Consider the following 26,997-nt stretch of genomic DNA (forward strand, 5'->3'; position numbering starts at 1 on the left):
GCCCACAGTGTCGTGCGTCTTCCACGCGGCAAGCCCCTCCACCGCCTGCGGCCGTCGGGACGGCCGTCCGCACTGGACCTGTGAGGACTCACGTGAGCTCGAAACCTGTCGTACTCATCGCTGAAGAGCTGTCGCCCGCCACGGTGGACGCCCTGGGCCCGGACTTCGAGATCCGGCACTGCAACGGCGCGGACCGCGCCGAGCTTCTCCCCGCGATCGCCGATGTCGACGCCATCCTGGTGCGCTCCGCCACCAAGGTCGACGCCGAGGCCATCGCCGCCGCGAAGAAGCTGAAGGTCGTCGCCCGCGCGGGCGTCGGTCTGGACAACGTCGACGTCTCCTCGGCCACCAAGGCCGGTGTGATGGTCGTGAACGCGCCGACCTCCAACATCGTCACCGCCGCCGAGCTGGCCTGCGGTCTGCTGGTCGCCACCGCGCGCAACATCCCCCAGGCCAACACCGCCCTCAAGAACGGCGAGTGGAAGCGCTCCAAGTACACCGGCGTCGAGCTGAGCGAGAAGACCCTCGGTGTCGTCGGCCTCGGCCGCATCGGCGTCCTGGTCGCCCAGCGCATGTCGGCCTTCGGCATGAAGATCGTCGCGTTCGACCCCTACGTGCAGCCCGCGCGTGCCGCGCAGATGGGCGTCAAGCTCCTCTCGCTGGACGAGCTGCTGGAGGTCTCCGACTTCATCACCGTGCACCTCCCCAAGACCCCGGAGACGCTCGGCCTGATCGGCGACGAGGCGCTGCACAAGGTGAAGCCCTCGGTGCGGATCGTCAACGCCGCACGCGGCGGCATCGTCGACGAGGAGGCGCTCGCCTCCGCCCTCAAGGAGGGCCGCGTCGCCGGCGCCGGCCTCGACGTGTACACCAAGGAGCCCTGCACGGACTCCCCGCTGTTCCAGTTCGACCAGGTCGTCTGCACCCCGCACCTCGGCGCCTCCACCGACGAGGCCCAGGAGAAGGCGGGCATCGCGGTCGCCAAGTCGGTGCGCCTCGCGCTCGCCGGTGAGCTCGTCCCGGACGCGGTCAACGTCCAGGGCGGCGTCATCGCCGAGGACGTCCGTCCCGGACTGCCGCTCGCCGAGAAGCTCGGCCGGATCTTCACCGCGCTCGCGGGCGAGGTCGCGGCCCGCCTCGACGTCGAGGTGTACGGCGAGATCACCCAGCACGATGTCAAGGTGCTCGAACTCTCCGCGCTCAAGGGCGTCTTCGAGGACGTGGTCGACGAGACCGTGTCGTACGTGAACGCCCCGCTGTTCGCGCAGGAGCGCGGTGTCGAGGTCCGCCTCACCACCAGCTCCGAGTCGCCCGACCACCGCAACGTGGTCACCGTCCGCGGCACGCTCGCCAACGGCGAGGAGGTCGCGGTCTCCGGCACGCTGGCCGGCCCCAAGCACCTCCAGAAGATCGTCGCGATCGGCGACCACGACGTGGACCTGGCGCTCGCCGACCACATGGTCGTGCTGCGCTACGACGACCGCCCCGGTGTCGTCGGCGCGGTCGGCAAGATCCTCGGCGAGGCCGGACTGAACATCGCGGGCATGCAGGTCTCGCGGGCCGACGTGGGCGGCGAGGCGCTCGTCGTCCTCACCGTCGACGACGACGTCCCGCCGTCCGTGCTGGCCGAGATCTCGGCCGAGATCGGCGCGGCCTCGGCCCGTTCGGTGAACCTCACCGACTGAGTCCCGCCCGCGACCTCCGTACCCGGCATCTAGACGTGTGTCTTACACAGACGTCTGCGTGCCGGGTACGCTGCTGTCATGGGACATCGTGAGGATCTGCTCGAAGGCGCCAAGGCTTGCCTGCTGGAGAAGGGGTACGCCCGGACGACGGCACGCGACATCGTGGCTGCCTCCGGTACGAACCTCGCCTCCATCGGCTACCACTACGGCTCCAAGGAAGCCCTGCTCAACCTCGCCTTCATCAAGGTGACGGAGGAGTGGGGCGACGTGCTGACCGACGAGGCCGAGGGTGCCGCCGCCGGTGAGGACACGTCCAGGGCCCCGCTCGACCAGTTCCGCGACACCTGGGAGCGGGTGATCGGCAGTTACGAGCAGACCCGCTCGGTCTGGCAGCTCCAGATGGAGGTCATCTCCAGGATCGACACCGACCCCGAACTGCAGAAGGCCCTGGCCGGTCCGCAGCGCGAGGGCCGGAACGGGCTCGCCGAGAACATGCTGGGCATCGACCCGGAGACCGATCCCGAACGGGCGCGGGTGGCCGGGCTGTTCTGTCAGGCGCTCCTCGCCGGTGTGATGGTCCAGTGGATGATGGACCGCGACTCGGCGCCGTCCGCGAAGGACCTGACGGACGGGCTGAAGGTGGTCCTGGAGGGCCGGAAGCGGTAGGGGGCGCGGTCGCGGTACGAGCGGCCCTGCTGCCGGTGATGTGACGGGCGATCGGCAACAGAGGTCAGAGGACCAGCAGTTGATGCATGAAGTGGAGTACCGCGAGATGGCGTTGCGTACGGCCGATGGGCCCGTGCGGCTCCCGCGCGGCGCGAGCGGGGCCGTGCGGTGAGCGTCCGGGCCGGGGAGACGTTCGACGTCGTGCGGGCCGTCACCGACATCGAGGCACTGCTCGCCGCTCCGCTGCCGGACACCGGGCCGACGGTGACCGAAGGCGAGCCGGACACGGGGGAGTGGACGGTGACAGCCGGCGAGGGCTTCCGGATCATCCCGCTCTGGGAGAGCGCCTCCCTCGACGGGATGCACGGTGCCGAGTGGGACGACGCGATCGAGGCCGCGGAGGCGCGGCTCGCCTCGCTCGTGGCGGTACTGGACAGCCGCTGGGGCGCCCACCGCCAGGTGGCGGTGCATGTGGCGCTCCTCCTGGAACAGGACGGGGAGCCGGTGCCCGCGCTGTTCCAGGCGCTGCTCGACGAGGACTGCCACGGCGACCTCGCGGTGTGGGGACCGGTGTCCGGCCAGGGGCGCTGGGTCGGGGTGAGCGTCGGGCACAGCGACGGGGACGCGCCGCTGGTCATGGCCGCCGTCGTCAGCGACCACCCGGTCGTCGCGCCCGACCCGCCGTCCTGGCTGTAGGGCCGCGTACCGGCAGGAGCGGAGACGGGGAGCTCAGAGCCGGGACGCCTTCAGCGCCATGTGCAGCAGCAGCCGGTCCTCGCCGTCGTTCAGGTCCAGGCCGGTGAGCTGCTGGACCCGGGAGAGGCGGTAGTAGAGCGTCTGGCGGTGGATGCCCAGCTCGCCGGCGGTCCGCGACGCCTGGCCCGCGCAGTCGAGGAACACCTCGGCGGTACGGGCCAGATCCCGGTGCGCCGGGGTGAGCAGCGGGCGGACCGTGTGGTCGGGCGGCATGTCGGGGGCGAGCGCGGTCAGCAGGCGGTACGGGCCGATGGCCGACCACTGGGCGACCGGGCCGAACCGGGACTCCGCGGCTGCCGCCCGGTTCGCGGCGGATGCCTCGTGCCAGGCGTCGGCCAGCTCCGCCAGGCCCCGGCGCGGCACCGCGATCCCGGCGGTGGCGGTGACCCCCACGGCGGCTCCCGCCGTGGCGCGCAGCCGGTCGGCGGCGGCGAGTGCCGGGTCCAGGACGTCGGGGGAGCGGAGCCGGACCAGCGCGGCCAGGGCGGCGGTGCCCGCCCCGTCAGCGGAGGGGGCACCGGACAGGGCCGCCGCCGACGGCACCGTGCGCGCCGAGGGCGGGTCGTCCGTCCACGGGGTCACGCACACCACGGTGTGCAGCCCCTCCGCGTCCGGGCCGAGCGCCTCGCTGAGCGCGGCCACCGCCATGTCGCGCTGCCAGCCGCGCCCCGCCGTGAGGACCGCGCCGAACTCCCGGGACAGGTCCGTGCCCGCCCGCGCCTCGTCGGAGAGCAGCGCCCCGATCCGGGCCGCCACCTCCATCGCCGCGTCGAGTTGCCGGTCGGTCGGCCGGGGGTCGGCGTCCAGCAGCCATACGTAGCCGAGGACCACCCCCCGATGGCGTACCGGAAGGCAGATCCGGTCCCGGTTGACGCCGGCCTCCGGGGCGGCCGGGATGCGGACGGGGCCGGTGGCGCGGGTGATGCCGAAGTTCTCGAACCAGGCGCGGACCGCCGGGGTCGAGCGGCGGGTCAGGATCGACCGGGTGCGCACCGGGTCCATGGACGCGTCGTCGCTGTCGTGGGCGCCGAAGGCGACCAGGCCGAAGTCCCGGTTCTCCAGCGTCGCGGGCGCGCCGAGCAGCCCCGAGATCTCGTCGACCAGCTCCTGGTAATCGCCCTTCACCCGGCCATTCTCGCACCCCTTCAGACATATGTCTGAGATCCAGGGCACGGATGCGTGACAGCTGTCGATGGCCCAGGATCGGAGAGATCCTTAGATTTCACGGTGGTTCTCCGTGCTGTACCGCTTCTGTTCCTCACGTTTCATTTGCGGCGGTACGGCCTTCGTTCGTACTTTCCGTGGAGGTGCCCCGTGCTGGGTCCCGTGATTCTCGCCGCGTCCCGCAGCGACAAGATGCGCCGCTTCATCTCGGCAGCCCCGGGCACCAAGCAGGTCGTCGGCCGGTTCATCGCCGGTGAGACGGTCGAGCAGGTCGTCCCGATCATCGAGGACGCCGCCGGCAAGGGCCTCGAAGTCACCATGGACGTGGTCGGTGAGGACATCACCACGCCCGAGCAGGCCGCCACGGCCCGTGACGCCTACCTGGAGCTCATCGGCCGCCTCAAGGACCTCGGTCTGGGCACCAGGGCCGAGATGTCCGTCAAGCTCTCCATGTTCGGCCAGGCGCTGGAGGGCGGTCACGAGCTGGCCCTCACCAACGTCCGCCCGGTCGTCGAGGCCGCCGCCGAGATCGGCACCACGGTCACCCTCGACGCCGAGGACCACACCACCCTCGACTCGATGTTCGCCATCCACGAGGAGCTGCGGAAGGACTTCCCGCAGACCGGATGCGTCATCCAGGCCTACCTCTTCCGCACCGAGGAGGACGCCCGCCGGCTCGCCGCAGCCGGCAGCCGCGTCCGCATCGTGAAGGGCGCCTACAAGGAGCCCGCCTCCGTCGCGTACCAGGACAAGGCCGAGACCGACAAGGCGTACGTCCGCATCCTGCGGACGCTGATGGACGGCGAGGGCTACCCGATGATCGGGTCCCACGACCCGCGTCTGATAGCCATCGCCCAGGAGCTGGGCCGCAAGGCCGGCCGCAAGCTGGACGAGTACGAGTTCCAGATGCTGTACGGCATCCGCAGCGAGGAGCACATCCGGCTCGCGGCCGAGGGCCACCGGATGCGCGTCTACACCGCCTACGGCACCGACTGGTACGGCTACTTCATGCGCCGCCTCGCGGAGAAGCCGGCCAACCTGCTGTTCTTCGGCCGCTCCATCCTCACCAAGGGCTGAGCCCCCTCCCCCTCCCTACCTAAGGAGCAACGGAACTCATGGACGCTGTGACCCAGGTCCCCGCGCCGGTCAACGAGCCGGTCCACTCCTACGCGCCGGGCTCCCCGGAGCGCGCCCGCCTGGAGGCGAAGCTCAAGGAGCTCAGCCAGAACCCGATCGACCTGCCGATGACCATCGGCGGCGAGAAGCGGATGGGCGGCGGCGAGCGCTTCGACGTCGTGCAGCCCCACAACCACAAGGCCGTCATCGGTACGTTCGCCGGCGCCACCGAGCAGGACGCCAAGGACGCGGTCGACGCCGCCCTCGCCGCCGCTCCGGCCTGGCGCGCGATGGCCTTCGACGACCGCGCCGCGATCATCCTGCGCGCCGCCGAGCTGCTCGCCGGCCCCTGGCGCGAGACGCTGGCCGCCTCCACGATGCTCGGCCAGGGCAAGACCGCCCAGCAGGCCGAGATCGACACCCCCTGCGAGCTCGTCGACTTCTGGCGCTTCAACGTGCACTACGCACGCCAGATCCTGGCCGAGCAGCCCCCGGCCAACTCCCCGGGCGTGTGGAACCGCATGGACCACCGCCCGCTGGAGGGCTTCGTCTACGCGATCACCCCGTTCAACTTCACGGCCATCGCGGGCAACCTGCCCACCGCCCCCGCCCTCATGGGCAACGTCGTGGTGTGGAAGCCGTCCCCGACGCAGACCCACGCCGCCGTGCTCCTGATGCAGCTCCTGGAGGAGGCCGGTCTCCCCAAGGGCGTCATCAACCTGGTGACGGGCGACGGCATCGCCGTCTCCGAGGTGGCCCTGAACCACCGCGACCTGGCCGGTATCCACTTCACCGGCTCGACCCCCACCTTCCAGCACCTGTGGAAGACGGTCGGCAACAACATCGCGAACTACCGCACCTACCCGCGCCTCGTCGGCGAGACCGGCGGCAAGGACTTCGTCGTCGCGCACCCGTCGGCCGACCACGCGATCCTGAAGACCGCGCTGACCCGCGGCTCCTTCGAGTTCCAGGGCCAGAAGTGCTCCGCGTCCTCGCGTGCGTACGTCCCTGCCTCCATCTGGAACTCCGGTTTCAAGGAGAAGTTCGCGGCCGAGGTCGACTCCATCACGATGGGCGACGTCACGGAGCTGTCGCACTTCATGGGCGCCGTCATCGACGACCGTGCCTTCGCGAAGAACAAGGCCGCGATCGACCGCGCCGCCGCCGACCCGGTGTGCACGATCGTCGCGGGCGGCACGTACGACGACTCGGTGGGCTACTTCGTCCGCCCGACCGTCATCGAGTGCAGCGACCCGGAGAACGAGGTCTTCACGACCGAGTACTTCGGCCCGATCCTCGCCGTCCACGTCTACGAGGACGACGCGTACGACGCGATGCTGGAGCAGATGGAGTCGGTCTCCGACTACGCCCTGACCGGTTCCGTCATCGCGGGCGACCGCGCCGCGGCCGCGTACACGATGGAGAAGCTGCGGTACGCCGCGGGCAACTTCTACATCAACGACAAGTCGACCGGTGCCGTCGTCGGCCAGCAGCCCTTCGGTGGCGGCCGTGCCTCGGGTACGAACGACAAGGCGGGCGCCCCGCAGAACCTCCAGCGCTGGACCCTGACCCGGGCCATCAAGGAGACGCTGGTCCCGCCGACCGACTACACCTACCCCCACCAGGGCTGACACCCCCGGGGCGCCGCCGTCCCGGCGCCCCGCCACGAGTCCCGCCTCCCGACCGGTTCCCCTGCCGGCCGGGAGGCGGTTTCCGTGGGGCCCCCGGCGCCGTACACCTGGCTCTCGGACCGGAGCGCCCCATGCGTTCCGTGGGCCATGTCACCACCCCTGAGCAGGCGCGATCGCTCGCCGTCCGGCCTCTCATCCGTGAACTGCGGGCCGGCTGATCCAAACCTCCGTCTCAGATAGTAGGAAGTCCGAGTAATTGTGGAGACAGAACGGCGGGGCTGCCCTAGCTTTGTAGAAGCCGAACGTATCGCTGAACCAGCGACTGGCGTTGTGAGTGCGTGCCCCGATGCAGGTAACCCCTGCGGCACCCGCTCCCGCCCCTTCCGGCACCTCGAAATCACTGATCTCGAAATCACCGTTCACGAAGTTCCGATCTCGAAATCCGCGCGATCTCAAGGAGTCGATCCACCATGGCCGAGACCACTGTCCGCCGCGTCCGTCACGCCCACCGCCCGACCGAGTCGGAGCGTCAGAACGCCGCCGCCGCCCTGCAGCGTGCCCTCGACCGCAGGGACAACGGCGGCTCCACCGGTCACTGACCGGGCCCGCCGCGGCCCGGCCGTGGCAACCGGATCAGCCCCGGCTGATCTCGAAGTGGTCGATGCGCTCGCCGGACTCGGCGAGCGCGGTGACCTTCATCCGGGCGTGCCGCCCGGCCTCCACCTCCACCGCGAGGAACGAGAAGCCGGTGTAGCGCACCCGTGACCACTCGACGGTCTCGGTGGCCTTTCCGCCGCCCTTGACCACGTGGTACGTGTTCACGCTCTCCTGGTCCGCGACGTGTCCCTCGTAGCTGTCGGGTGCCGGGAAGTCGTACAGCGCCTTGCCCGCGCCGCCCGCGGTGACGTACACGATGCCGTCCCGCGTCGGGTCGGTGCGCTCACCGATGCGCACCTTCCGCTCGACCGCGTTCCTCAGGATCGCGTCGGTGCGCTCGTAGACGTGGTTGTGGCCGTTGATGACCAGGTCCACCTGGTGCTTCTCGAAGAGCGGCACCCAGGCGTCCCGCACCCCGCCGTCCGAGGCGTGCGCGTTGGTCGTGGAGAAGGCGCAGTGGTGGAAGAAGACCACCAGGAAGTCGATGTCGTTGCGCGACCGCAGCTCGCCCAGGCGCCGGTCCAGCCAGCGCGTCTGCTTGCCGCCGCTGATGCCGAAGTTGGCGGGGATCTCGTACGAGACGTCATTGGCGTCGAGCGCGATCACGCCGACGTTTCCGTGCACGAAGGAGTAGGCGCCTGGCTGGTTCACCGGGTCCGGGCCGTTGTCCGGCAGCGTCCAGCGGGCGTTCTGGCCGCCGTAGCCGTCCGGCGAGTACCAGGCCTCCATGTCGTGGTTGCCGGTGGTCACCATCCACGGCACGGTCTCGGTCTGTGCCAGGAACTGGTCCCAGGTGCGGGCGTCATAGGTGTCGCTCGTCTGGCCGGAGCCCGACGGGTCGGCGTAGCAGATGTCGCCCGCGTGCAGGTGGAAGGCGGGGTTCTGGCCCAGGATCAGCTGGTCGTTGCCGAGCGCGTGGTAGCTGACGCCCTGGTCGCCGAAGGCGGTGAAGGTGAAGTTCCCGGCGCGCGAGGGTGCGGTGGTGAAGGTGCCGAGCGTGCCCAGGTTGCGGGTGTCGGCCGGGTCGAAGCCGTCGTGGCCGACGCCGTAGTAGTACGTCGTGCCGGGCTTCAGCCGCTCCAGGCCCGCGTGCACGTAGAACTGCTCGGCGGCCGCGATCCTGCCGTCGTTCAGCAGCGGCGTGGTGAGGTGGCGCACCTCGGCGTCGATCTTCCGGCTCAGCGCCCACGGCTTGAGGCCGATCCGGATGTACGGCCGCCGCACCGCGAACGGGACCTGCCAGGAGACCGCCATCTGGGTCTTCGGGTCGGCTCCGTAGGCCAGGTGCCGGCCGAACGGGGCGACCAGCGAACCGTCCACCCGGGTGGAGCTGCGCGAGGTGAGCACCGTCGGCGCGGCGTACGCGGGCGAGGCGGTCAGCGAGGTGCCGAGACCGGCGACGGCGGCGGTGGCCACGCTCGTGCGCAGCACGCCGCGGCGGGTCAGCCGGGTGCGCAGGTAGTCGTGCTGCTCGGCCATGCTCATGCGGTCGGCGAGCTTCTCGGGGATTCCGAAACGGGGGATGTCCATGGGCGACAACCTCCACCCGTTCTCTGACGTGCTCCCATCGAGTGGGTGAACGGTACACGTACACCTGCCCATGTGTCCGTATAGTGGACGCCACGTGTCATGGGGTGGGACGCGCAGTAGGCTGCGGGGCATGTCTCGCAGCATCAATCTCGCAGTGATCCCCGGTGACGGTATCGGCCGGGAGGTCGTGGCCCAGGGCCTCAAAGTCCTCAACGCTGTTCTCCCGCAGGACGTGAAGCTGGAGACCAAGGAGTACGACCTCGGCGCCCAGCGCTGGCACCGCACCGGTGAAATCCTCCCGGACGCGGAGCTGGAGGCCCTCAAGGGCCACGACGCGATCCTGCTCGGCGCGATCGGCGACCCCTCGGTGCCGTCCGGGGTCCTGGAGCGCGGGCTGCTGCTCAAGCTGCGTTTCGCCTTCGACCACTTCATCAACCTGCGGCCGTCGAAGCTGTTCCCGAACACCGAGACCCCGCTGGCCGGCCGTCCGGACATCGACTTCGTCGTCGTCCGCGAGGGCACCGAGGGCCCGTACACCGGCAACGGCGGTTCGCTGCGCACCGGTACCGAGCACGAGGTCGCCACCGAGGTCAGCCTCAACACCGCCTTCGGTGTCGAGCGGGTCGTGCGGGACGCCTTCGAGCGGGCCGCCGCCCGTCCGCGCAAGAAGCTGACGCTGGTCCACAAGAACAACGTCCTCGTGTACGCGGGTCACCTGTGGAGGAACACCTTCGACAAGGTGGCGGCCGAGTACCCCCAGGTCACCACCGACTACCTGCACGTCGACGCCGCGACGATCTTCTTCGTCACGCAGCCGGAGCGCTTCGACGTCATCGTCACCGACAACCTCTTCGGTGACATCCTGACCGACCTCGCCGCGGCCGTCTCCGGCGGTATCGGCCTGGCGGCCTCCGGCAACATCAACCCGACGGGTGCCTTCCCGTCGATGTTCGAACCGGTCCACGGCTCCGCCCCCGACATCGCGGGCCAGGGCAAGGCCGATCCGACCGCCACGATCCTCTCCGTCGCCCTCCTGCTGCGGCACCTCGGTTACGAGCCCCAGGCCCTGCGCATCGAGGACGCCGTCTCCGCCGACCTCGCGGAGCGCGAGGGAACCGCACGCACCACCGACGAGATCGGCGACGCGCTCGCGGTACGCGTAGCGGGCTGATCCGACGACTGCCTCAAAGCCGCCGGGTCCCACAGGCACCCGGCGGCTTCTCCTGTGCGGCCCCGGGTGTCACCATCGAATCCTGGACCGCACACACATCATTTCGTGCACGGCCTCCCGCGAGAGATAATCGAACGGGGCCGTGGCTCGCCACGAAGCTCGGACGTCCTGGCACCTGTCCGGCACGAGTGGGCGTGTGCGCGGTCCTACACACACAAAACCGGTGAAGGACACGCACTCATGACGACGCCCACGATCGAGCTCAAGCCCTCCTCGAACCCGCTGTCCGACGCGGAGCGCGAGGCGATGATGGTCGAGCCCGGATTCGGCCGCCACTTCACCGACCACATGGTGACGATCAAGTGGACCGAAGGCCGCGGCTGGCACGATGCCCAGCTCGTCCCGTACGCGCCGCTGTCGATCGACCCGGCCAACATGACGCTGCACTACGGCCAGGAGATCTTCGAGGGCCTCAAGGCCTACCGCCAGCCCGACGGCTCGGTCGCCACCTTCCGCCCCGAGGCCAACGCCGAGCGCTTCCGCGCCTCCGCGCGCCGGATCGCCATGCCGGAACTGCCCGTCGAGACCTTCGTCGCGGCCTGCGACGCGCTCGTCCGGCAGGACGAGGCCTGGGTCCCGAAGCACGGCGGCGAGGAGTCGCTGTACCTGCGCCCGTTCATGATCGCGACCGAGGTCGGCCTCGGTGTCCGCCCGGCCAACGAGTACCTCTTCCTGGTGATCGCCTCGCCGGCCGGCGCGTACTTCCCCGGCGGTGTGAAGCCGGTCTCCATCTGGCTCTCCGAGGACCGGGTGCGCGCCGTCCCCGGCGGCGTGGGCGACGCCAAGACCGGCGGCAACTACGCCGCGTCCCTGCTCGCCCAGGCCGAGGCCGCCACGAAGGGCTGCGACCAGGTCGCCTACCTCGACGCCGTCGAGCACAAGTGGGTCGAGGAGCTCGGCGGGATGAACCTGTACTTCGTGTACGGGAACCGGATCGTCACCCCGGCCCTGACCGGCTCGCTCCTCGCCGGCATCACCCGCGACTCGCTGCTCAAGCTCGCGCAGGACCTCGGCTACGAGCCCGAGGAGAGCCGCGTCTCGATCGACCAGTGGCGCGACGACTCGGCGAACGGCACGCTCACCGAGGTCTTCGCCTGCGGCACCGCCGCCGTCATCACCCCCGTCGGCACGGTGAAGAGCGCCGGCGGCGAGTGGATCCAGGGCGACGGCAACCCCGGCCCGGTCACCCTCAAGCTGCGCGAGCGCCTGCTGGACATCCAGCGCGGTACCGCCGAGGACGCCCACGGCTGGATGCACCCGCTCGGCTAGACAGTCGCGCCGCGTCGCCGGCCGGGCTCGTCCACGAGCCCGGCCGGCTCACAAGTCCCCTCCCACGCAAGGGAGTTCCCATGAAACTCCCTCCTTCGGTGAACGCAACGCACATAAGTACGCCCGATGGTTGTCCACTGCATCCTTGTTAGTTCTCCGGCCGTTGGGGCACGGTGACCAACCATGGGACGAGAGCAGTGGAAGAAGATCTGGGTCGGCTCCGCCGGCAACATGGTCGAGTGGTTCGACTGGTTCGTGTACGCGACCTTCGCGGTCTACTTCGCGGACTCGTTCTTCCCCGAGGGCAACGAGACCGCCAATCTCATGAACACGATGGGCATCTTCGCCGTCGGCTTCTTCATGAGGCCGGTCGGCGGCTGGCTGCTCGGCCGGATCGGTGACCGCAAGGGCCGCAAGGCCGCGCTCACCCTGACCGTCACCCTCATGTCGGCCTCCGCGATCCTGATCGCCATCGCTCCCACCTACGACGTCGCCGGATACGGCGGGGTCGCCGTGCTGATGCTCGCCCGGCTGCTCCAGGGGCTCTCGGTCGGCGGCGAGTACGCCGCCAGCGCCACCTACCTCACCGAGGCCTCCGTCCCCGAGAAGCGCGGCTTCGCCTCCAGCTTCCAGTACGTCTCCATGACCGCCGGCCAACTCGTCGGCCTCGGCCTCCAGATCGTCCTCCAGCGGAACATGTCCGACGCGGCGCTGCACAGCTGGGGCTGGCGCATCCCGTTCGTCGTCGGCGCGCTCGGCGCCGCCATCGTCTTCTACCTGCGCCGCTCCATGCTGGAGACGGAGGTGTACGCGGAGTCCGGCGCCGCGGAGCAGGAGGACCGCGGCACGCTGAGGGTGCTCTGGCAGCACCGGCGCGAGGCGTTCCTGGTGATGGCGCTGACCATGGGCGGGACGGTGGCGTACTACACGTACACCACCTACCTCACCAAGTTCCTCTCCAGGAGCGCCGGCATGGACAAGTCCACCGCCTCGCTCGTCAGCTTCTGCGCGCTGTTCGTCTTCATGTGCATCCAGCCGCTGGCCGGGATGCTGTCCGACCGGATCGGCCGCCGTCCGCTGCTGATCACGTTCGCCGTCGGCTCGACCTTCCTGACCGTGCCGATCATGACGATGCTCAAGCACGCCAGCACCTTCTGGCCCGCGCTCGGCCTGGCACTCCTCGCCCTGGTCGTGGTCACCGGCTACACCTCCATCAACGCCTGTGTGAAGGCCGAGCTCTTCCCGACCAACATCCGCGCCCTGGGGGTCGGTCTCTCGTACGCCGTCGCCAACGCGCTGTTCGGCGGCACCGCCGAGTACGTGGCGCTCTGGTTCAAGAACGCCGGCGCCGAATCCGGCTTCTACTGGTACGTGGCGGGCTGCGCCGCGGTCTCGCTGATCGTCTACCTGTCGATGCGCGAGACCCGCGACATCGACCTGAACCGGGTCGCCGCGGCCGGACAGCCGCAGGAGCGGCCGCGGCAGGCCGGAGCGACCACCATCACGCCCGCATCCTGAGACGGGACACGGCACGGAGGCCGTCCTGTGCCAGACTGCCTCCGTGTCCTCGTTCGTCATGATTATTGGCAACAGGCGCGCCGGTCCGCAGTGACCGTCCCGTACCACCATGTACGGCGCGGCCATCGTGCCCCAGACCCGCGCGCAGACCTCTCGCACCCGCGAGGGGTTTTTTGTTTTCCGGCCCTCACCTCGGCCGGAGCGAGGCGCGCGGGATGATGGGGGCAAGTGGAGCCAGATCGTCCGGATCCACTCATCCGACAGGAGTCAGACCAGCATGACCACCAAGGCCAAGCCCACCGACGACAGTTTCCATGTCTTCGACACCACGCTGCGCGACGGTGCGCAGCGTGAAGGCATCAACCTGACGGTCGCCGACAAGCTCACCATCGCCCGGCACCTGGACAACTTCGGCGTCGGCTTCATCGAGGGCGGCTGGCCGGGAGCCAACCCCCGTGACACCGAGTTCTTCGCGCGCGCCCAGCAGGAGATCGAATTCCGCAACGCCGAGCTGGTCGCCTTCGGCGCGACCCGCAGGGCCGGCGGCAAGGCGGCCGAGGACCCCCAGGTCAAGGCACTGCTGGAGTCGGGCGCGCCGGTGATCACGCTGGTCGCCAAGTCCCACGACCGCCATGTGGAACTCGCCCTGCGCACCACGCTGGAGGAGAACCTGGAGATGGTCCGCGACACCGTCTCCTTCCTCCGCGAACAGGGCCGCCGGGTCTTCGTCGACTGCGAGCACTTCTTCGACGGCTACCGCGCCAACGCCGAGTACGCCAAGGCCGTCGTCCGTACGGCGTCCGAGGCCGGCGCGGACGTCGTCATCCTCTGCGACACCAACGGCGGGATGCTCCCCGCCCAGGTCCAGGCCGTCGTCTCCACCGTCCTCGCCGACACCGGCGCCCGCCTCGGCATCCACGCCCAGGACGACACCGGCTGCGCCGTCGCCAACACCCTGGCCGCGGTCGACGCGGGCGCCACCCACGTCCAGTGCACCGCGAACGGCTACGGCGAACGGGTCGGCAACGCCAACCTCTTCCCCGTCGTCGCCGCGCTGGAGCTCAAGTACGGCAAGACCGTGCTGCCCGAGGGCGCGCTCGCCGACATGACCCGCGTCTCGCACGCCATCGCCGAGGTCGTCAACCTCGCCCCCTCCACCCACCAGCCCTACGTCGGTGTCTCGGCCTTCGCGCACAAGGCCGGGCTGCACGCCTCCGCGATCAAGGTCGACCCCGACCTGTACCAGCACATCGATCCCGCGCTGGTCGGCAACACCATGCGGATGCTCGTCTCCGACATGGCCGGCCGTGCCTCCATCGAGCTCAAGAGCCAGGAGCTCGGCGTCGACCTCGGGGGCGACCGCGAGCTCGTCGGGCGCGTCGTCGAGCGGGTCAAGGAGCGCGAACTCAGGGGCTACACCTACGAGGCGGCCGACGCCTCCTTCGAGCTGCTGCTGCGGGCCGAGGTGGAGGGCCGGGTACGCCGCTACTTCCGTACCGAGTCCTGGCGCGCCATCGTCGAGGACCGCCCCGACGGCACGCACGCCAACGAGGCGACCGTGAAGCTCTGGGCCAAGGGCGAGCGCATCGTCGCGACCGCAGAGGGCAACGGCCCGGTCAACGCCCTGGACCGGGCGCTGCGGGTCGCCCTGGAACGGATCTACCCCCAGCTCGCCAAGCTGGAGCTGGTGGACTACAAGGTCCGCATCCTGGAGGGGCGCACCGGCACCGACTCCACGACCAGGGTCCTGATCACCACCGGCGACGGCACCGCCGACTGGTCGACCGTGGGCGTCGCGGAGAACATCATCGCGGCCTCCTGGCAGGCGCTGGAGGACGCGTACACCTTCGGTCTGCTGCGGGCGGGGATCGAGCCGACGGAGTAGTGCGGGCGCGCCCCGGCCGCGGACCGGACCCGGTCCGCGGCCGGGGCGCGCGTCGGCTACCCCAGGTGCCACTTCTGGTTGGCCGCCCCCGTGCACGTCCAGATCTGGGTGCGGGCGCCGTTGGCCGTCGACCGGTCGGTCACGTCCAGGCACTTGCCCGAGGCCGGGTTGACGACGGCACCCGTCGACGCGTCGTGCGTCCAGCGCTGCGCCGCCGAACCGTTGCAGGTGTACAGCTGGACCTTCGCTCCGTTCGCCGTCGAGCCGCCCGCGACGTCGAGGCAGGCGCCCAGCGTGCGGACCGAGCCGTCGCCCGGCAGCGTCCAGCGCTGGTTCGCCGCGCCGGTGCAGTCCCAGAGCTGGGCCGGGGTGCCGTCGGCGGCCGTGTTGCCGGTGGCGTCCAGGCACTTGCCGCCCGTCGCCAGCGCCCCGGAGGTGCCCGCGGAGCCGGACGGTGTGCCGGACCAGGTGAAGGTCGCGGACGTGCGGGCCGGCAGCGAGTAAGTGAACGAGCTGCCGCCCCAGTTGGCGGAGATCTGCTGGGCCGAACCGCCGCCGTTGTAGGCGATCAGCGCCTTCGAGCCGTCCGGGTTGCGCCAGGCGACATTGGGCACGGTGGAGCTGGCCGTGGAGGCGATCCGGGAGGCTCCCGGGCGGACGAACTTGGTCAGGTGGCCCATCGTGTAGTACTCGATGTTGTAGTCGACCTGTCCGCTGCTGCCGTCGCCGTCGTGCACGGTGATCAGTCCGTCGCAGGTGCCGCAGCCGCCGTTGTGCGGGCCGCGGTTCTGGTCCACCGCCAGGGACCACTTGGTCACCGACTTCGCCCAGTTGCGGGTGTAGTCGATGATGTTCAGCATGTCCTCGCGCTGCTGGTCGGCGATCCAGGTGCCGCCCGAGTGCTCGGTCTGGAAGGCGTCCATCGAGGGGTACTGGTCGTGCACCGCCGTCTGCTTGGAGACGTCGCCGCCGTACCCGTGCCAGGCGACCCCGCCGAAGTTGGGGTGGTTGCGCACCTGCGCGTCGTTCACGGTGGCCGCGGCGTACTCGTCGTAGGTGTCCCAGTTCCAGTCGTGCGCCAGCACCTTGGTGGAGAGGCCGGCCGACTGGAGTCCGGGCAGCAGCTCGCTCTTGGTGAAGTAGGCGAGCCCGGAGCCGTTCCAGCTCATCGAGGGGTAGCCGGAACAGCAGGTCGGCTCGTTCTGCGCGGTGACGTAGTCGACCGGAACGCCCTGGTCCCGGTAGGCCTGGAGGTACTTCACGAAGTAGTCGGCGTACGCGCCGTAGTTCTCCGCCTTCAGCCAGCCGCCGTTCAGCTGCCCGTTGTCCTTCATCCAGGCCGGAGCCGTCCACGGGGACGCCACCGTCGTCAGGGCCGGGTTCAGTTCCCTGGCCTGCTTGGTGAGCGGGAGCACGTCCTCCAGATCGTGTGCGATCGAGAATTTCCCGAGCGACGGGTCGGTCTGCCCGGCGGGGACGTCGTCGTAGGTGTAGCCGGTCCTGGCGAGGTCGGAGCCGCCCATGGGATTGCGTACGAACGAGAGCCCGATGCCGTCCGTGGGGGAGAACAGCTTCTTCATCGTGGCGTCCCGGGTCGCCTGGCTCAGCGCCCCGCTGCTCTTCATCAGGTACGCGGCCGTGTCGGTGAACGAGGCGCCGCCGCCGGTGAAGGTCTGGTACCGGGTGTTCTCGTCGACGGTGATGTTCGTACCGCCGCCGCCGTTCCCGGAGGTGAAGGCGACCGGGGTCTGGGCCTGGAGGCCCCGGGTGACGTGGCGGCCGCCCGAGTCGTCGGTGGTGGTCAGGGCGATGTTGACGGTCTCGCCCGCGGCCTGGGCGGTGCCGGACGAGAGTCCGGTGAGACCGGCGGTGGCGAGCGCTGCGGCGAGCAGCACCCGTACGGCTCTTCCTGATCGGATCATGCTCAAGACCTTCCTCGGCGGGAGCGTGGGGGACGTGCCGTCGAACGAGGCGTGAGTGAACTGCTCTTACGTGCTCACGTCAAGAGGGTCCGCGTTCAGGACTTGAACGCATCGGCCTTCCTCGCAGCTCGCGGGATGGGTACGGACCAATCTCGGTGTGAAGTATTGACGGCTCTGTTCCAGCGGGGTTAACTCACGCCACCAACGCCGGTACCGGTTCCGGAACCGGTTGCGGTACCGGTTCCACGACCCGCTGCTCTCTCTGTCCTGTTGTGTCCTGGAGGCCCCCGATGCGTGTCACCATCGCTGATGTCGCCCGCGAGGCCGGCGTCAGCAAGACGACCGTGTCCCGGGTCATCAACACCAAGGGCGAAGTGGACGGTTCAACGGCCGCCCGTGTTCGTGAAGTGATCGCACATCTCGGTTATGTGCCCAGCTCGGGCGCCGTCGGTCTGGCCCGCGGCAGCAGCCGTACGGTCGGCATGCTGGTGCCCTCGCTGACCTGGCCGTGGATGGGCGAGGTGCTTCAGGGCGTCGTCGACACCGTCGAGGCCGCCGACTACGGGCTGCTGCTCTTCACCTGCAACCGCGGGGCCGAGTCCGTGGAGCGCTTCACCAGCCAGGTGTCGGCGCGGGCCTTCGACGGACTGGTCGTCGTCGAACCCGAGAACACCCTCGACCACCTCACCGCACTGCACCGCGGTGGTCTGCCGATCGTGCTGATCGACGATCGCGGCCACCACCCCGAGTTCCCCTCCGTCGTGACCACCAACCACGAAGGAGGCGCGTCGGCCGCCCGCCATCTGCGGGCTGCCGGCCGCACCAGGCCCCTGGTCATCACAGGCCCCCAGGACTTCGGCTGCGTACGCGACCGGCTTGCGGGATTCGTCTCCGTGCTGCCGACGGACCTCATCGTCCGCGGGGACTTCACCGAGATCTGCGGCCGGCTGGCCGTGGAGCAACTCATCGCCTCCGGGGTCGAGTTCGACTCGGTCTTCGCACACAACGACATCACGGCGGCAGGCGTGCTGCGGGCGCTGCGCGCCGCGGGACGGTCCGTTCCCGGCGACATCGCGGTGGTCGGCTTCGACGACATCCCGATGGCCGAGCACACCGAACCGCCGCTGACCACCGTGCGCCAGCCCACCCGGCAGATGGGTGAGACGGCCGCACGGATGCTGCTCTCCCACCTCGGCGGCACGCCCGTACCCGACGCACCCCTCGTGCTGCCCACCGAACTGGTCGTGCGCCACTCGGCGCCCTAGCGGCCGGGGCCGGACCGGCCCCACCGCTCCCGTACTCCGTGCAGCAGCCGGCTGCGCGCACCCGCACCGCACCCGCACCGCCCGTACCCGGCGCGCCGAGCGCTGCCCGTTCCCGGATCTCCCAGACCCGCCAGTCCCTCCTGGAGTCGCTATGTCCGCACGCCGTCACCACACGCTCAGAGCGGTCGCGCTCGCCACCGCGGTGGTCGCGCTCGCCGCCGGATGCTCGTCAGCCAACTCGAACGCCAACAAGGGCGGCGGCGCCGCGTCAGGAGTCCTGACGCTGGGCAAGCCGGACGGGCCGCAGACGAACAACAGCAACCCGTTCCTCAACACCTCGGCGGGCGCCACCCTCGGCTACCGCTACATGATCTACGAGCCGCTGGCGATGACGAGCCAGATCCGGCCCGCCGACAAGGCCGACCCGTGGCTGGCGACGTCCTGGAAGTGGGACCTCAACTTCACCAAGGTCACCTTCACCCTCGACGACAAGGCCAAGTGGGCCGACGGCAAGCCGCTGACCGCCCAGGACGTGGCGTTCACGTTCAACCTGCTGAAGAAGCACCCGGCGCTCAACGGCAACGGCATCGCGTTCGGCGGGATCGAGGTCCGGGGCAAGAAGGTCGTGCTGACCTTCGACGACTCGCAGTACGTCAACCAGAACAAGATCATCCAGCAGTTCATCGTGCCCAAGCACATCTGGGAAGGCGTCAAGGACCCGGAGACCTGGCCGAACCGGACCCCCGTCGGCTCTGGCCCGTACAAGCTGAAGACGTTCACCCCGCAGACCACCACCCTGACCGCCACGCCCACCTACTGGAAGGGCGCGACGAAGGTCAAGGAGCTGCGGTACAGCACGTACAACGACAACAGTGCCGCCACCACCGCCCTGGCCGGCGGCAAGCTCGAGTGGTCGTTCGTCTTCATGCCGAACTACAAGCAGCTGTACATCGCCAAGGACCCCAAGAACCACAAGCTGTGGTTCCCCTCCGGGCTCGGCATCCACGGACTGTGGTTCAACACCGCGCGCAAGCCGTTCGACAACCCGGCGCTGCGCAAGGCCATGGCGATGGTCGTCGACCGCAACGCGATCTACACCCAGGCGGAGGCGACCCTCTACCCGGAGATCACCAACCCGACCGGCATCCCGCTGCCCGCCGGCAAGTCCTTCATCGCCCCCGCGTACAAGGACGCCACCACGAAGCCCGACGTCGAGGGCGCCAAGAAGATCCTCGACAGGGCAGGCTTCACGCTCAGCGGCGGAGTGCTGAAGGACCCGACCGGCAAGCCGGTGAAGCTGACCTTCACCGACCCGGCCGGCTGGAACGACTACATCACCGGCCTCGCGATCATCAAGGACAACATCAAGAAGCTCGGCATCGAGGCCAAGGTCAAGACCCAGACCGCGGAGGCCTGGGGCGCGGACGTCGCCAACGGCAACTTCGACGCCACCCTGCACTGGACCAACAGCGGCGCCACCCCGTACGACATGTACCAGAACATCATGGACGGCGCGCTGCTCCAGCCCATCGGCAAGGCCTCCCAGCTCGGCAACTTCGGCCGCTTCAAGAACACCGAGGCCACCGAGGCGCTCAAGGACTTCGCGAACGCCGTGACCGACACCACGCGCATCACCGCGATGAACACCCTGCAGAAGATCATGGTCGAGCAGGCGCCGATGATCCCCACCGCCGCCGCCCCCATCGGGGCCGAGTACTCCACCAAGAACTGGGTGGGCTGGCCCACGGAGGCCGACCCGTACGCCGACCCGCAGCACACCCAGCCCTCGTCGCTGGAAGTCGTGCTGAAGCTCAAGCCGTCGAAGAAGTAGCCCAGGGATCCAGGTACCGGCCATGTCTGAACAGCAGGAAAAGAACCACGTCGTGCTCGAGGCACGCGGAGTCACCAAACACTTCGCCGTGCGGCGCACCGGCCGCGATCTCCTCGCGGGCAGGCGCCGTACCGTCCACGCCGTCGACGACGTCTCGCTGAAACTGCGGCGCGGCACCGTCACGGCGCTGGTGGGGGAGTCGGGCTCCGGGAAGTCCACCGTCGCCAGACTGCTCGCCCAGCTGTATCCGCTCACCGAGGGCGAGATCCACCTGGGCGGCAAGCCGGTGAAGGCCGGACGTGGCCGGTCCTTCCGCAGTTACGTACGCCGGGTCCAGCTCATCTTCCAGGACCCGTTCGCCTCGCTGAACCCGGTGCACACCGTGCGCTACCACCTCACCCGGGCACTGAAGATCCACGGCCGGGCGGGGAACGGCGAGGCGGAACTGGAACAGAACCTGACCGCTCTGCTGAACCGCGTCCAGCTGACTCCTCCTCATCAGTACCTGGACAAGTTCCCGCACGAGCTGTCGGGAGGTCAGCGCCAGCGCGTGGCCATCGCCCGCGCGCTCGGCGCCGACCCCCAGGTCCTCCTCGCCGACGAGCCCGTCTCGATGCTGGACGTCTCGATCCGGCTCGGGGTGCTCAACCTGCTCAAGGACCTCAAGGACCGCATGCACCTCGCGATCCTCTACATCACCCACGACATCGCCTCCGCCCGCTACTTCGCGGACTCCACGCTGGTGATGTACGCGGGCCGGATCGTGGAGGGCGGGGACAGCGAGACCGTCACCCAGCGCCCCGCCCACCCCTACACCCAGCTGCTCATCGCCTCCGCGCCCGACCCGGACCGGGTGGTCGCGGACGAGGAGCAGGAGGAGACCGGCAGCGGCGAGCCCCCGTCGCTCATCGCGCCCCCGGCCGGCTGCCGCTTCCACCCGCGCTGCCCCAAGGCGATGGAGCGCTGCCGCACCGAACTGCCGCCGCGCTTCGACCTGGCCGACGGCCAGTGGGCCGCCTGCTGGCTCTACGCCGACGGCGCCGGCCGCGCCGGTGACCACGAGAAGGAGGCCGCGAAGTGAAGTACCTGCTCCAGAGGCTCGCCTTCTACCTGGTCACCGCCTGGGCCGCGATCACCATCAACTTCCTCATCCCGAGGCTGATGCCAGGCGACCCGGTACAGGCCCTCATCGCCCGCTTCCAGGGACAGCTGGACACCAGCGCCATCGCCTCCCTCAAGGCCCTCTTCGGCCTGGACAAGCACCAGTCGCTCTGGGAGCAGTACACCTCCTACTGGGGCCATCTGCTCGACGGCGACCTCGGCCTGTCCTTCACCTTCTTCCCCACACCGGTGAGCGAGGTGATCGCCCAGTCGCTGCCGTGGACGCTCGCGCTCGTCGGCATCACCACGCTGATCAGCTTCGTCCTCGGCACCGGGATCGGCGTCTTCACCGGCTGGCGGCGCGGGTCCTGGATGGACAGCCTGCTGCCCGTCACCACCTTCATCTCCGCGATCCCGTACTTCTGGCTCGGCCTCATCGCCATCTCGCTGTTCGCCGTGAAGTGGCCGTTCTTCCCGGCCGCCGGCGGCTACGACAACGCGCTCGTGCCCGCCTTCGACTGGCCGTTCATCTCCAGCGCGCTCTACCACGGGGTGCTGCCCGGCCTCACCATCGTGCTCAGCGCGGTCGCCGGCTGGATCCTCGGCATGCGCAACATGATGGTGACGGTCTCCTCCGAGGACTACGTCATGGTCGCCCAGGCCAAGGGGCTCTCCGAGCGCCGGGTGATGTTCGGGTACGCGGCCCGCAACGCGATCCTGCCCAACATCTCCGGCTTCGCGCTCTCGCTCGGCTTCATCGTCGGCGGCACCCTGCTGGTGGAGATGGTCTTCTCCTACCCGGGCATCGGATACCAGCTCTTCCAGGGCGTGGGAGCCAAGGACTACCCCCTGATGCAGGGCGTCTTCCTCATCATCACGCTCTCCGTCCTCGCCGCGAACCTCCTCGCCGACGTGCTCTACATGATCCTCGACCCCCGTACCCGAAGGGAGGCCTAGGTCATGGCCGTCACCGCCACCGAAGTCGCCGTACTCGACACCGCCGAGACCCCGGCGCCCAGCAAGCGCACGTTCCGGTTCCTGCGCGGCCGCAAGACCGTCATCGGACTCGGCATCCTGCTCTTCTTCGTGCTGATCGCCGTCATCGGCCCGTGGATCGCCCCGTACGACCCGGACACCATGGGCAAGGAACTGCTCCAGCCGCCCTCCGGGGCCCACTGGTTCGGCACCACCCAGACCGGTCAGGACGTGCTCTCGCAGATCCTCGTCGGCACCCGGGGCGTACTGGTCGTCGGATTCATCGCCGGCATCCTCGCCACGATCCTGTCCGTGCTGATCGGCGTCAGCGCCGGCTTCCTCGGCGGCACCGCCGACGAGGTGCTCTCGCTGCTCTCCAACGTCTTCCTCGTCATCCCCGGACTGCCGCTGATCATCATCATCGCCAGCTTCGTCTCCGACGCGGGCGACCTGCTCATCGCGACCGTCATCGCCCTGACCTCCTGGGCCTGGGGCGCCCGCGTACTGCGCGCCCAGACACTCTCGCTGCGCCGCCGGGACTACATCGAGGCGGCCCGCGCCACCGGCGAGTCGACCTGGCGGATCATCCTGTTCGAGGTGATGCCCAACCTGACCGCCGTCATCGCCTCCGGCTTCGTCGGCACGGTCATCTTCGCCATCCTCTCCGAGATCACCCTCGCCTTCATCGGCGTCGCCGACATCTCCAACTGGAACTGGGGGACCGTCCTGTTCTGGGCGCAGTCCAACCAGGCCCTGGCCCAGGGCGCGTGGTGGTGGTTCGTCCCGGCCGGGCTCTGCATCGCCCTGCTCGGCATGTCCCTCGCCCTCATCAACTTCGGCATCGACGAATTCGTCAACCCGCGCCTGCGCACCGAGACCGGCGGCTCCCGCAAGGTCCGGATGCGGGTCGGCTTCACCCCCGTGGCACGCGGCACGGACAGGGCCGCGGCGCGCGCCAGGCACGACAAGGAGACCCGCTCATGAGCGAGCCCGTCCTCACCATCAGCGGCCTCGACGTCGACTACGGGACCGGCGACGACGCCGTGCACGCGCTGCGCGACATCGACCTCACCCTGCACCGGGGCGAAGTCCTCGGCCTCGCGGGCGAGTCGGGCTCCGGCAAGTCCACCCTGGCCTACGCCGTCACCCGGCTGCTCTCCCCGCCCGGCGTGATCACCGGCGGCGAGGTCCGCTACCACCAGCGCGACGGCGAGACGCTCGACCTGCTCACCCTGTCGGCGCCCGAGCTCCGCGCCTTCCGCTGGCAGGAGCTGTCGATCGTGTTCCAGGGCGCGATGAACTCCCTCAACCCGGTGCACACGGTCCACAGCCAGCTTACCGACGTACTCCAGGCCCACCGCCCGGAGATGAAGCGGGCCGCACGCACCGCCCGCGCCGAGGAACTGCTGAAACTCGTCGGGATCTCCGCCGACCGGCTCGGCGCCTACCCGCACCAGCTCTCCGGCGGGATGCGCCAGCGCGTGATGATCGCGATGGCACTCGCGCTGGAACCCGAGATCGTCATCATGGACGAGCCCACGACGGCCCTGGACGTCGTCATGCAGCGCCAGATCCTGCGCCAGCTGGTCAGACTCCGCGAGGAGCTCGGCTTCTCCGTCGTCTTCATCACGCACGACATCTCGCTCCTGATCGAGTTCTCCGACCGGATCGCGATCATGTACGGCGGCCGGATCGTCGAGGAGGCCGGGTCCTCCGACATCTACCGCGACCCCCGCCACCCCTACAGCGACGGACTGCTCCACTCCTTCCCCGCACTGCACGGCCCCCGCCGCGAACTCAGCGGCATCCCGGGCTCGCCCCCGCACCTGTCCGCGATGCCCGCCGGCTGCGCCTTCCACCCCCGCTGCGCCAAGAAGGTCGAGGGCTGCGACACCCACGTCCCGGTGCTCGCCGCGCCGGACGGCGACAGCTCCCGCTCGGTGGCCTGCTGGCTCCACCGGGAGGCCCCGGCCGCCGCCACCGTCCCGGCCGCCCGGTCGTAGCGCACTACGCCACGCACACCACAGGAGAACCATGAACCTCGTCACCCCCCAGGCCTACGCCCGCGAGATCACCGCCCAGGCCGTGTCCGGTCTGCCCGCCGACTTCCGCTGGGGCGTCGCCACAGCCGCCTACCAGATCGAGGGAGCGGCGGCCGAGGACGGCAGAACGCCCTCGATCTGGGACACGTACTGCAGGGTGCCGGGCATGGTCGTCCGCGGCGAGAACGGCGACGTGGCCTGTGACCACTACCACCGGATGCCCGAGGACGTCTCGCTCATCGCCGACCTGGGCGTCGACACGTACCGCTTCTCGCTGGCCTGGCCGCGCATCCAGCCCGGCGGCCGGGGCCCCGCCAACGCGAAGGGCCTCGACTTCTACAAGCGCCTGGTCGACGAGCTGGAGGCCAAGGGCGTCACCCCCTGGATCACGCTCTACCACTGGGACCTGCCGCAGGAGCTGGAGGACGCGGGCGGCTGGCCGGCCCGTGACACTGCCTACCGGTTCGCCGAGTACGCCGCCCTCGCCTACGACGCCCTGGGCGACCGGGTGAAGCACTGGACCACGCTGAACGAGCCGTGGTGCTCGGCGATGCTCGGTTACGCCTACGGCAACCAGGCCCCCGGCCGGCAGAACTTCGGCGAGGCGATCCACGCCGTCCACCACCTCCTGCTGGGCCACGGCCTCGCCTCGCAGCACCTGCGGGAGCAGGCCGCCGCACGGGGCAACGCACTCGAACTCGGCCTCACCCTCAACCTGGGCACCGCCACCCCCGAGACGCGGAGCCACGAGGACGCCGAGGCTGCCCGCCGCGCCGACGGACTCGGCTGCCGCCTCTACCTCGACCCGGTCGTCAAGGGCGCCTACCCCCAGGACATCGTCGCCGACCTCGCCGCACAGGGCGTCGAACTCCCCGTCCAGGACGGCGACCTGGCCGTCATCGCCACCCCGCTGGACGTCCTCGGCGTCAACTTCTACCGCGGCACCCTCTTCTCCGGCGTGACCGAGGAAGGCGCGACGACGGACGCCGAGGGACTGCCCGTCACCCGCGTCGTCGAGCGCGACCTGCCCCGCACCGCGATGGACTGGGAGATCACCCCCACCGCCCTCACCGACCTGCTCGTCCGGCTGGAGAAGGACTACGGTCTCCCGACGGTCATCACCGAGAACGGCGCCGCCTTCGACGACACCGTCTCCGCGGACGGCCGGATCCACGACGCCGACCGCACCACCTATCTCGCCGACCACATCGCCGCCGTCGCCGCCGCCCGCGCCCAAGGGGCCGACGTCCGGGGCTACTTCGCCTGGTCGCTGATGGACAACTTCGAGTGGTCCTACGGCTACGACAAGCGATTCGGTATCGTCCGCGTCGACTACGACACGCAGGTGCGGACGCTCAAGGACAGCGCCAAGTGGTACCGCGACACCATCCACCACACCCGCAACGCGTAGCTGCGCCCGCGCGCGGTCGCGCAGCCCCACGGATACGAACGGGCGCCCCGCCGTGCCCTCTCGTACGACTCCGGCAGCCACCACCGCCGCGCTGATCGCCCTCGCCGCCCCCGTGGTTTTCGCCCCTCCCCACGGGCCGCCGCGCAGGCCGCGGCCTGGGACACCGACCGGGCGGCCTCCGCCCACACCGCCGACCCCGGCGCCGTCACCGCGTCCGGCAGCGAGAGCGACGCCACCGGACCGGGCGCCGCCGCGGACGGCGACGCCGCCACCCACTGGTCGAGCGACGCCGCTGACGACGCCTGGCTACGCGTCGACCTCGGCGCCACGCTCCGGATCAGCCAGGTCACCCTGGACTGGGAGGCCTCGTACGGCAAGCAGTACGTCCTGGAGGTGTCGAGGAACGGCACTGACTGGACGACGTTCTACACCGAGGACGACGGCACCGGCGGCAGCGTCACCGCCCACACCCACCCGCAGGAGGCCACCGGCCGCTACGTCCGGCTGCGCGGCATCCAGCGCGCCACCGCGAGCGGCTACGCCCTGGCCTCCTTCAAGGTGTACGGGGGCGAGCCCGCAGCCGCCTCCACCACCCGCACCAACCTGGCCCTGAACCACCCCGCGTACGGCAACCTCTAGCAGGACGCGGGCAGTTCACCCGCCCTCGTCACTTACGGCAAGGTCAGCGCCCGGATGAAGCTGCCGGTCGGCGACGGCTACTGGCCCGCGTTCTGGATGCTCGGCAGCAATGTCGACGACCCGACGGTCTCCTGGCCCGGATCCGGCGAGACGGACATCATGGAGAACATCGGCTACGGGGACTGGACCAGCTCCGCGCTGAACGGCCCCGGCTACTCCGCCGACGGCAACATCGGGAAGCAGCAGACCTACCCGGACGGCGGCCGCGCCGACGCGTGGCACACCTACGGCGTCGAGTGGACGGCCGAAGGCATGACGTTCACCGTCGACGACCGGGTCGTCCAGCGGACCTCCCGCCAGAAGCTGGAGTCCACTCGCGGGCAGTGGGTCTTCGGCCACAACCAGTACGTGATCCTCAACCTGGCCCTCGGCGGCGCCTACCCGGCCGGCTGGAACAAGGTCACCGAGCCCTACTGGGGTCTCCCGCAGTCCAGCGTCGACCGGATCGCCCAGGGCGGCATCAAGGCCGAGATCGACTGGGTCAAGGTCGAGCAGAAGAAGTAGGAGGACAGAAGCAGCAAGAGAACGGGGTCGGGGGGGGCGGCCGGGGGGGGGGCCCCGCCCCCCCCCCCCCCCCCCCCCGGCCCCCCCCCCGCCGGCCCCCCCCCCCCCGCCCCCCCGGGGGCGGGGGGGGGGGGCGGGC

20 protein-coding genes and 2 pseudogenes are annotated in these 26,997 nt (G+C 70.0%); 19 read left to right on the forward strand and 3 right to left on the reverse strand.

The annotated features are described in order from the left end of the window. Positions 1–92 precede the first annotated feature (92 nt). From serA to ACIQM0_RS33430, 3 genes are all read left to right on the forward strand, one after another. Complete coding sequence (gene serA, locus ACIQM0_RS33420; protein ID WP_123461818.1) at positions 93–1,685, forward strand: phosphoglycerate dehydrogenase; 1,593 nt, start codon at positions 93–95, stop codon at positions 1,683–1,685. Between the two features lie 78 nt (positions 1,686–1,763). After that, positions 1,764–2,351: a TetR/AcrR family transcriptional regulator gene (locus ACIQM0_RS33425; protein WP_363030217.1), complete on the forward strand. Its 588-nt coding sequence runs from the start codon at positions 1,764–1,766 to the stop codon at positions 2,349–2,351. Between the two features lie 168 nt (positions 2,352–2,519). After that, the gene (locus tag ACIQM0_RS33430) at positions 2,520–3,047 is read left to right on the forward strand and encodes a hypothetical protein (protein WP_401294030.1); all 528 of its coding nucleotides are present in this window, start codon (positions 2,520–2,522) and stop codon (positions 3,045–3,047) included. A 33-nt stretch (positions 3,048–3,080) separates the two neighbouring features. On the opposite strand, the gene ACIQM0_RS33435 is transcribed toward ACIQM0_RS33430, so the two are convergent. Further along, positions 3,081–4,232, reverse strand: coding sequence for a PucR family transcriptional regulator (locus ACIQM0_RS33435; RefSeq protein WP_401294033.1), 1,152 nt, complete (start codon positions 4,230–4,232; stop codon positions 3,081–3,083). Positions 4,233–4,421: 189 nt separating this feature from the next. Between ACIQM0_RS33435 and ACIQM0_RS33440 the strand changes: the two genes are divergently transcribed. The 4 genes and pseudogenes from ACIQM0_RS33440 (at position 4,422) to ACIQM0_RS33455 (ending at position 7,617) form a co-directional block, all read left to right on the forward strand. Then, the gene (locus ACIQM0_RS33440; RefSeq protein WP_401294036.1) at positions 4,422–5,348 is read left to right on the forward strand and encodes a proline dehydrogenase family protein; all 927 of its coding nucleotides are present in this window, start codon (positions 4,422–4,424) and stop codon (positions 5,346–5,348) included. A 38-nt stretch (positions 5,349–5,386) separates the two neighbouring features. Next, complete coding sequence (pruA, locus tag ACIQM0_RS33445; protein WP_401294039.1) at positions 5,387–7,018, forward strand: L-glutamate gamma-semialdehyde dehydrogenase; 1,632 nt, start codon at positions 5,387–5,389, stop codon at positions 7,016–7,018. Positions 7,019–7,086: 68 nt separating this feature from the next. Continuing rightward, positions 7,087–7,274 (forward strand): annotated as a pseudogene (locus tag ACIQM0_RS33450) (LysR family transcriptional regulator); the annotation flags it as partial. 214 nt (positions 7,275–7,488) lie between these two features. Next, positions 7,489–7,617, forward strand: a complete 129-nt coding sequence (locus ACIQM0_RS33455) for a hypothetical protein (protein WP_260255582.1) — start codon at positions 7,489–7,491, stop codon at positions 7,615–7,617. A gap of 34 nt (positions 7,618–7,651) precedes the next feature. Here the strand turns inward: ACIQM0_RS33455 and ACIQM0_RS33460 are convergent, their stop codons facing one another. Next, positions 7,652–9,205 (reverse strand): fibronectin type III domain-containing protein, encoded by a 1,554-nt coding sequence (locus tag ACIQM0_RS33460; protein ID WP_401294042.1) that lies wholly within the window; start codon positions 9,203–9,205, stop codon positions 7,652–7,654. Positions 9,206–9,335: 130 nt separating this feature from the next. Between ACIQM0_RS33460 and ACIQM0_RS33465 the strand changes: the two genes are divergently transcribed. From ACIQM0_RS33465 to cimA, 4 genes are all read left to right on the forward strand, one after another. After that, entirely contained in the window at positions 9,336–10,376 is a 1,041-nt protein-coding gene (locus ACIQM0_RS33465; protein WP_401294045.1) for a 3-isopropylmalate dehydrogenase, read from the forward strand. 240 nt (positions 10,377–10,616) lie between these two features. Then, positions 10,617–11,705, forward strand: coding sequence for a branched-chain amino acid aminotransferase (locus ACIQM0_RS33470; RefSeq protein ID WP_401294048.1), 1,089 nt, complete (start codon positions 10,617–10,619; stop codon positions 11,703–11,705). A 183-nt stretch (positions 11,706–11,888) separates the two neighbouring features. Beyond that, positions 11,889–13,223 carry an MFS transporter gene (locus ACIQM0_RS33475; protein WP_401294050.1) on the forward strand — a complete coding sequence of 445 codons (1,335 nt, stop codon included), beginning with the start codon at positions 11,889–11,891 and terminating at the stop codon, positions 13,221–13,223. A 277-nt stretch (positions 13,224–13,500) separates the two neighbouring features. Next, entirely contained in the window at positions 13,501–15,108 is a 1,608-nt protein-coding gene (gene cimA, locus ACIQM0_RS33480; protein WP_401294053.1) for a citramalate synthase, read from the forward strand. A gap of 56 nt (positions 15,109–15,164) precedes the next feature. Here the strand turns inward: cimA and ACIQM0_RS33485 are convergent, their stop codons facing one another. Beyond that, positions 15,165–17,030 carry a ricin-type beta-trefoil lectin domain protein gene (locus ACIQM0_RS33485; RefSeq protein WP_401294056.1) on the reverse strand — a complete coding sequence of 622 codons (1,866 nt, stop codon included), beginning with the start codon at positions 17,028–17,030 and terminating at the stop codon, positions 15,165–15,167. A gap of 290 nt (positions 17,031–17,320) precedes the next feature. Between ACIQM0_RS33485 and ACIQM0_RS33490 the strand changes: the two genes are divergently transcribed. From ACIQM0_RS33490 to ACIQM0_RS33525, 8 genes and pseudogenes are all read left to right on the forward strand, one after another. After that, entirely contained in the window at positions 17,321–18,295 is a 975-nt protein-coding gene (locus ACIQM0_RS33490; protein ID WP_363030188.1) for a LacI family DNA-binding transcriptional regulator, read from the forward strand. A 151-nt stretch (positions 18,296–18,446) separates the two neighbouring features. Further along, positions 18,447–20,126 (forward strand): ABC transporter substrate-binding protein, encoded by a 1,680-nt coding sequence (locus ACIQM0_RS33495; RefSeq protein WP_401294060.1) that lies wholly within the window; start codon positions 18,447–18,449, stop codon positions 20,124–20,126. Between the two features lie 22 nt (positions 20,127–20,148). Then, entirely contained in the window at positions 20,149–21,207 is a 1,059-nt protein-coding gene (locus tag ACIQM0_RS33500; protein ID WP_401294063.1) for an ABC transporter ATP-binding protein, read from the forward strand. After that, a complete protein-coding gene (locus ACIQM0_RS33505) occupies positions 21,204–22,184 on the forward strand; it encodes an ABC transporter permease (RefSeq protein ID WP_401294066.1) in 981 nt (326 codons plus the stop codon). The genes ACIQM0_RS33500 and ACIQM0_RS33505 overlap by 4 nt, the downstream gene beginning before the upstream one ends. A gap of 3 nt (positions 22,185–22,187) precedes the next feature. Then, positions 22,188–23,186, forward strand: coding sequence for an ABC transporter permease (locus tag ACIQM0_RS33510; RefSeq protein ID WP_401294069.1), 999 nt, complete (start codon positions 22,188–22,190; stop codon positions 23,184–23,186). Continuing rightward, a complete protein-coding gene (locus ACIQM0_RS33515; RefSeq protein ID WP_401294072.1) occupies positions 23,183–24,205 on the forward strand; it encodes an ABC transporter ATP-binding protein in 1,023 nt (340 codons plus the stop codon). Before ACIQM0_RS33510 ends, ACIQM0_RS33515 begins: the two co-directional genes overlap by 4 nt. A gap of 31 nt (positions 24,206–24,236) precedes the next feature. After that, entirely contained in the window at positions 24,237–25,655 is a 1,419-nt protein-coding gene (locus ACIQM0_RS33520) for a GH1 family beta-glucosidase (RefSeq protein ID WP_401294075.1), read from the forward strand. Between the two features lie 171 nt (positions 25,656–25,826). Beyond that, positions 25,827–26,858 (forward strand): annotated as a pseudogene (locus ACIQM0_RS33525) (discoidin domain-containing protein); the annotation flags it as partial. Positions 26,859–26,997 lie beyond the last annotated feature (139 nt).

Source organism: Streptomyces sp. NPDC091387 (assembly GCF_044756945.1).
Taxonomy (GTDB): domain Bacteria; phylum Actinomycetota; class Actinomycetes; order Streptomycetales; family Streptomycetaceae; genus Streptomyces.

Bases quoted from the DNA above. Each gene is read 5' to 3' on its own strand.
- ACIQM0_RS33490 (WP_363030188.1), top strand. From the start codon at position 17,321: ATGCGTGTCACCATCGCTGATGTCGCCCGCGAGGCCGGCGTCAGCAAG.
- ACIQM0_RS33460 (WP_401294042.1), bottom strand. From the start codon at position 9,205: ATGGACATCCCCCGTTTCGGAATCCCCGAGAAGCTCGCCGACCGCATG.
- ACIQM0_RS33465 (WP_401294045.1), top strand. From the start codon at position 9,336: ATGTCTCGCAGCATCAATCTCGCAGTGATCCCCGGTGACGGTATCGGC.
- ACIQM0_RS33520 (WP_401294075.1), top strand. From the start codon at position 24,237: ATGAACCTCGTCACCCCCCAGGCCTACGCCCGCGAGATCACCGCCCAG.
- ACIQM0_RS33510 (WP_401294069.1), top strand. From the start codon at position 22,188: ATGGCCGTCACCGCCACCGAAGTCGCCGTACTCGACACCGCCGAGACC.
- ACIQM0_RS33485 (WP_401294056.1), bottom strand. From the start codon at position 17,030: ATGATCCGATCAGGAAGAGCCGTACGGGTGCTGCTCGCCGCAGCGCTC.
- ACIQM0_RS33495 (WP_401294060.1), top strand. From the start codon at position 18,447: ATGTCCGCACGCCGTCACCACACGCTCAGAGCGGTCGCGCTCGCCACC.
- ACIQM0_RS33470 (WP_401294048.1), top strand. From the start codon at position 10,617: ATGACGACGCCCACGATCGAGCTCAAGCCCTCCTCGAACCCGCTGTCC.
- ACIQM0_RS33425 (WP_363030217.1), top strand. From the start codon at position 1,764: ATGGGACATCGTGAGGATCTGCTCGAAGGCGCCAAGGCTTGCCTGCTG.
- ACIQM0_RS33515 (WP_401294072.1), top strand. From the start codon at position 23,183: ATGAGCGAGCCCGTCCTCACCATCAGCGGCCTCGACGTCGACTACGGG.
- ACIQM0_RS33475 (WP_401294050.1), top strand. From the start codon at position 11,889: ATGGGACGAGAGCAGTGGAAGAAGATCTGGGTCGGCTCCGCCGGCAAC.
- cimA (WP_401294053.1), top strand. From the start codon at position 13,501: ATGACCACCAAGGCCAAGCCCACCGACGACAGTTTCCATGTCTTCGAC.
- ACIQM0_RS33455 (WP_260255582.1), top strand. From the start codon at position 7,489: ATGGCCGAGACCACTGTCCGCCGCGTCCGTCACGCCCACCGCCCGACC.
- ACIQM0_RS33500 (WP_401294063.1), top strand. From the start codon at position 20,149: ATGTCTGAACAGCAGGAAAAGAACCACGTCGTGCTCGAGGCACGCGGA.
- pruA (WP_401294039.1), top strand. From the start codon at position 5,387: ATGGACGCTGTGACCCAGGTCCCCGCGCCGGTCAACGAGCCGGTCCAC.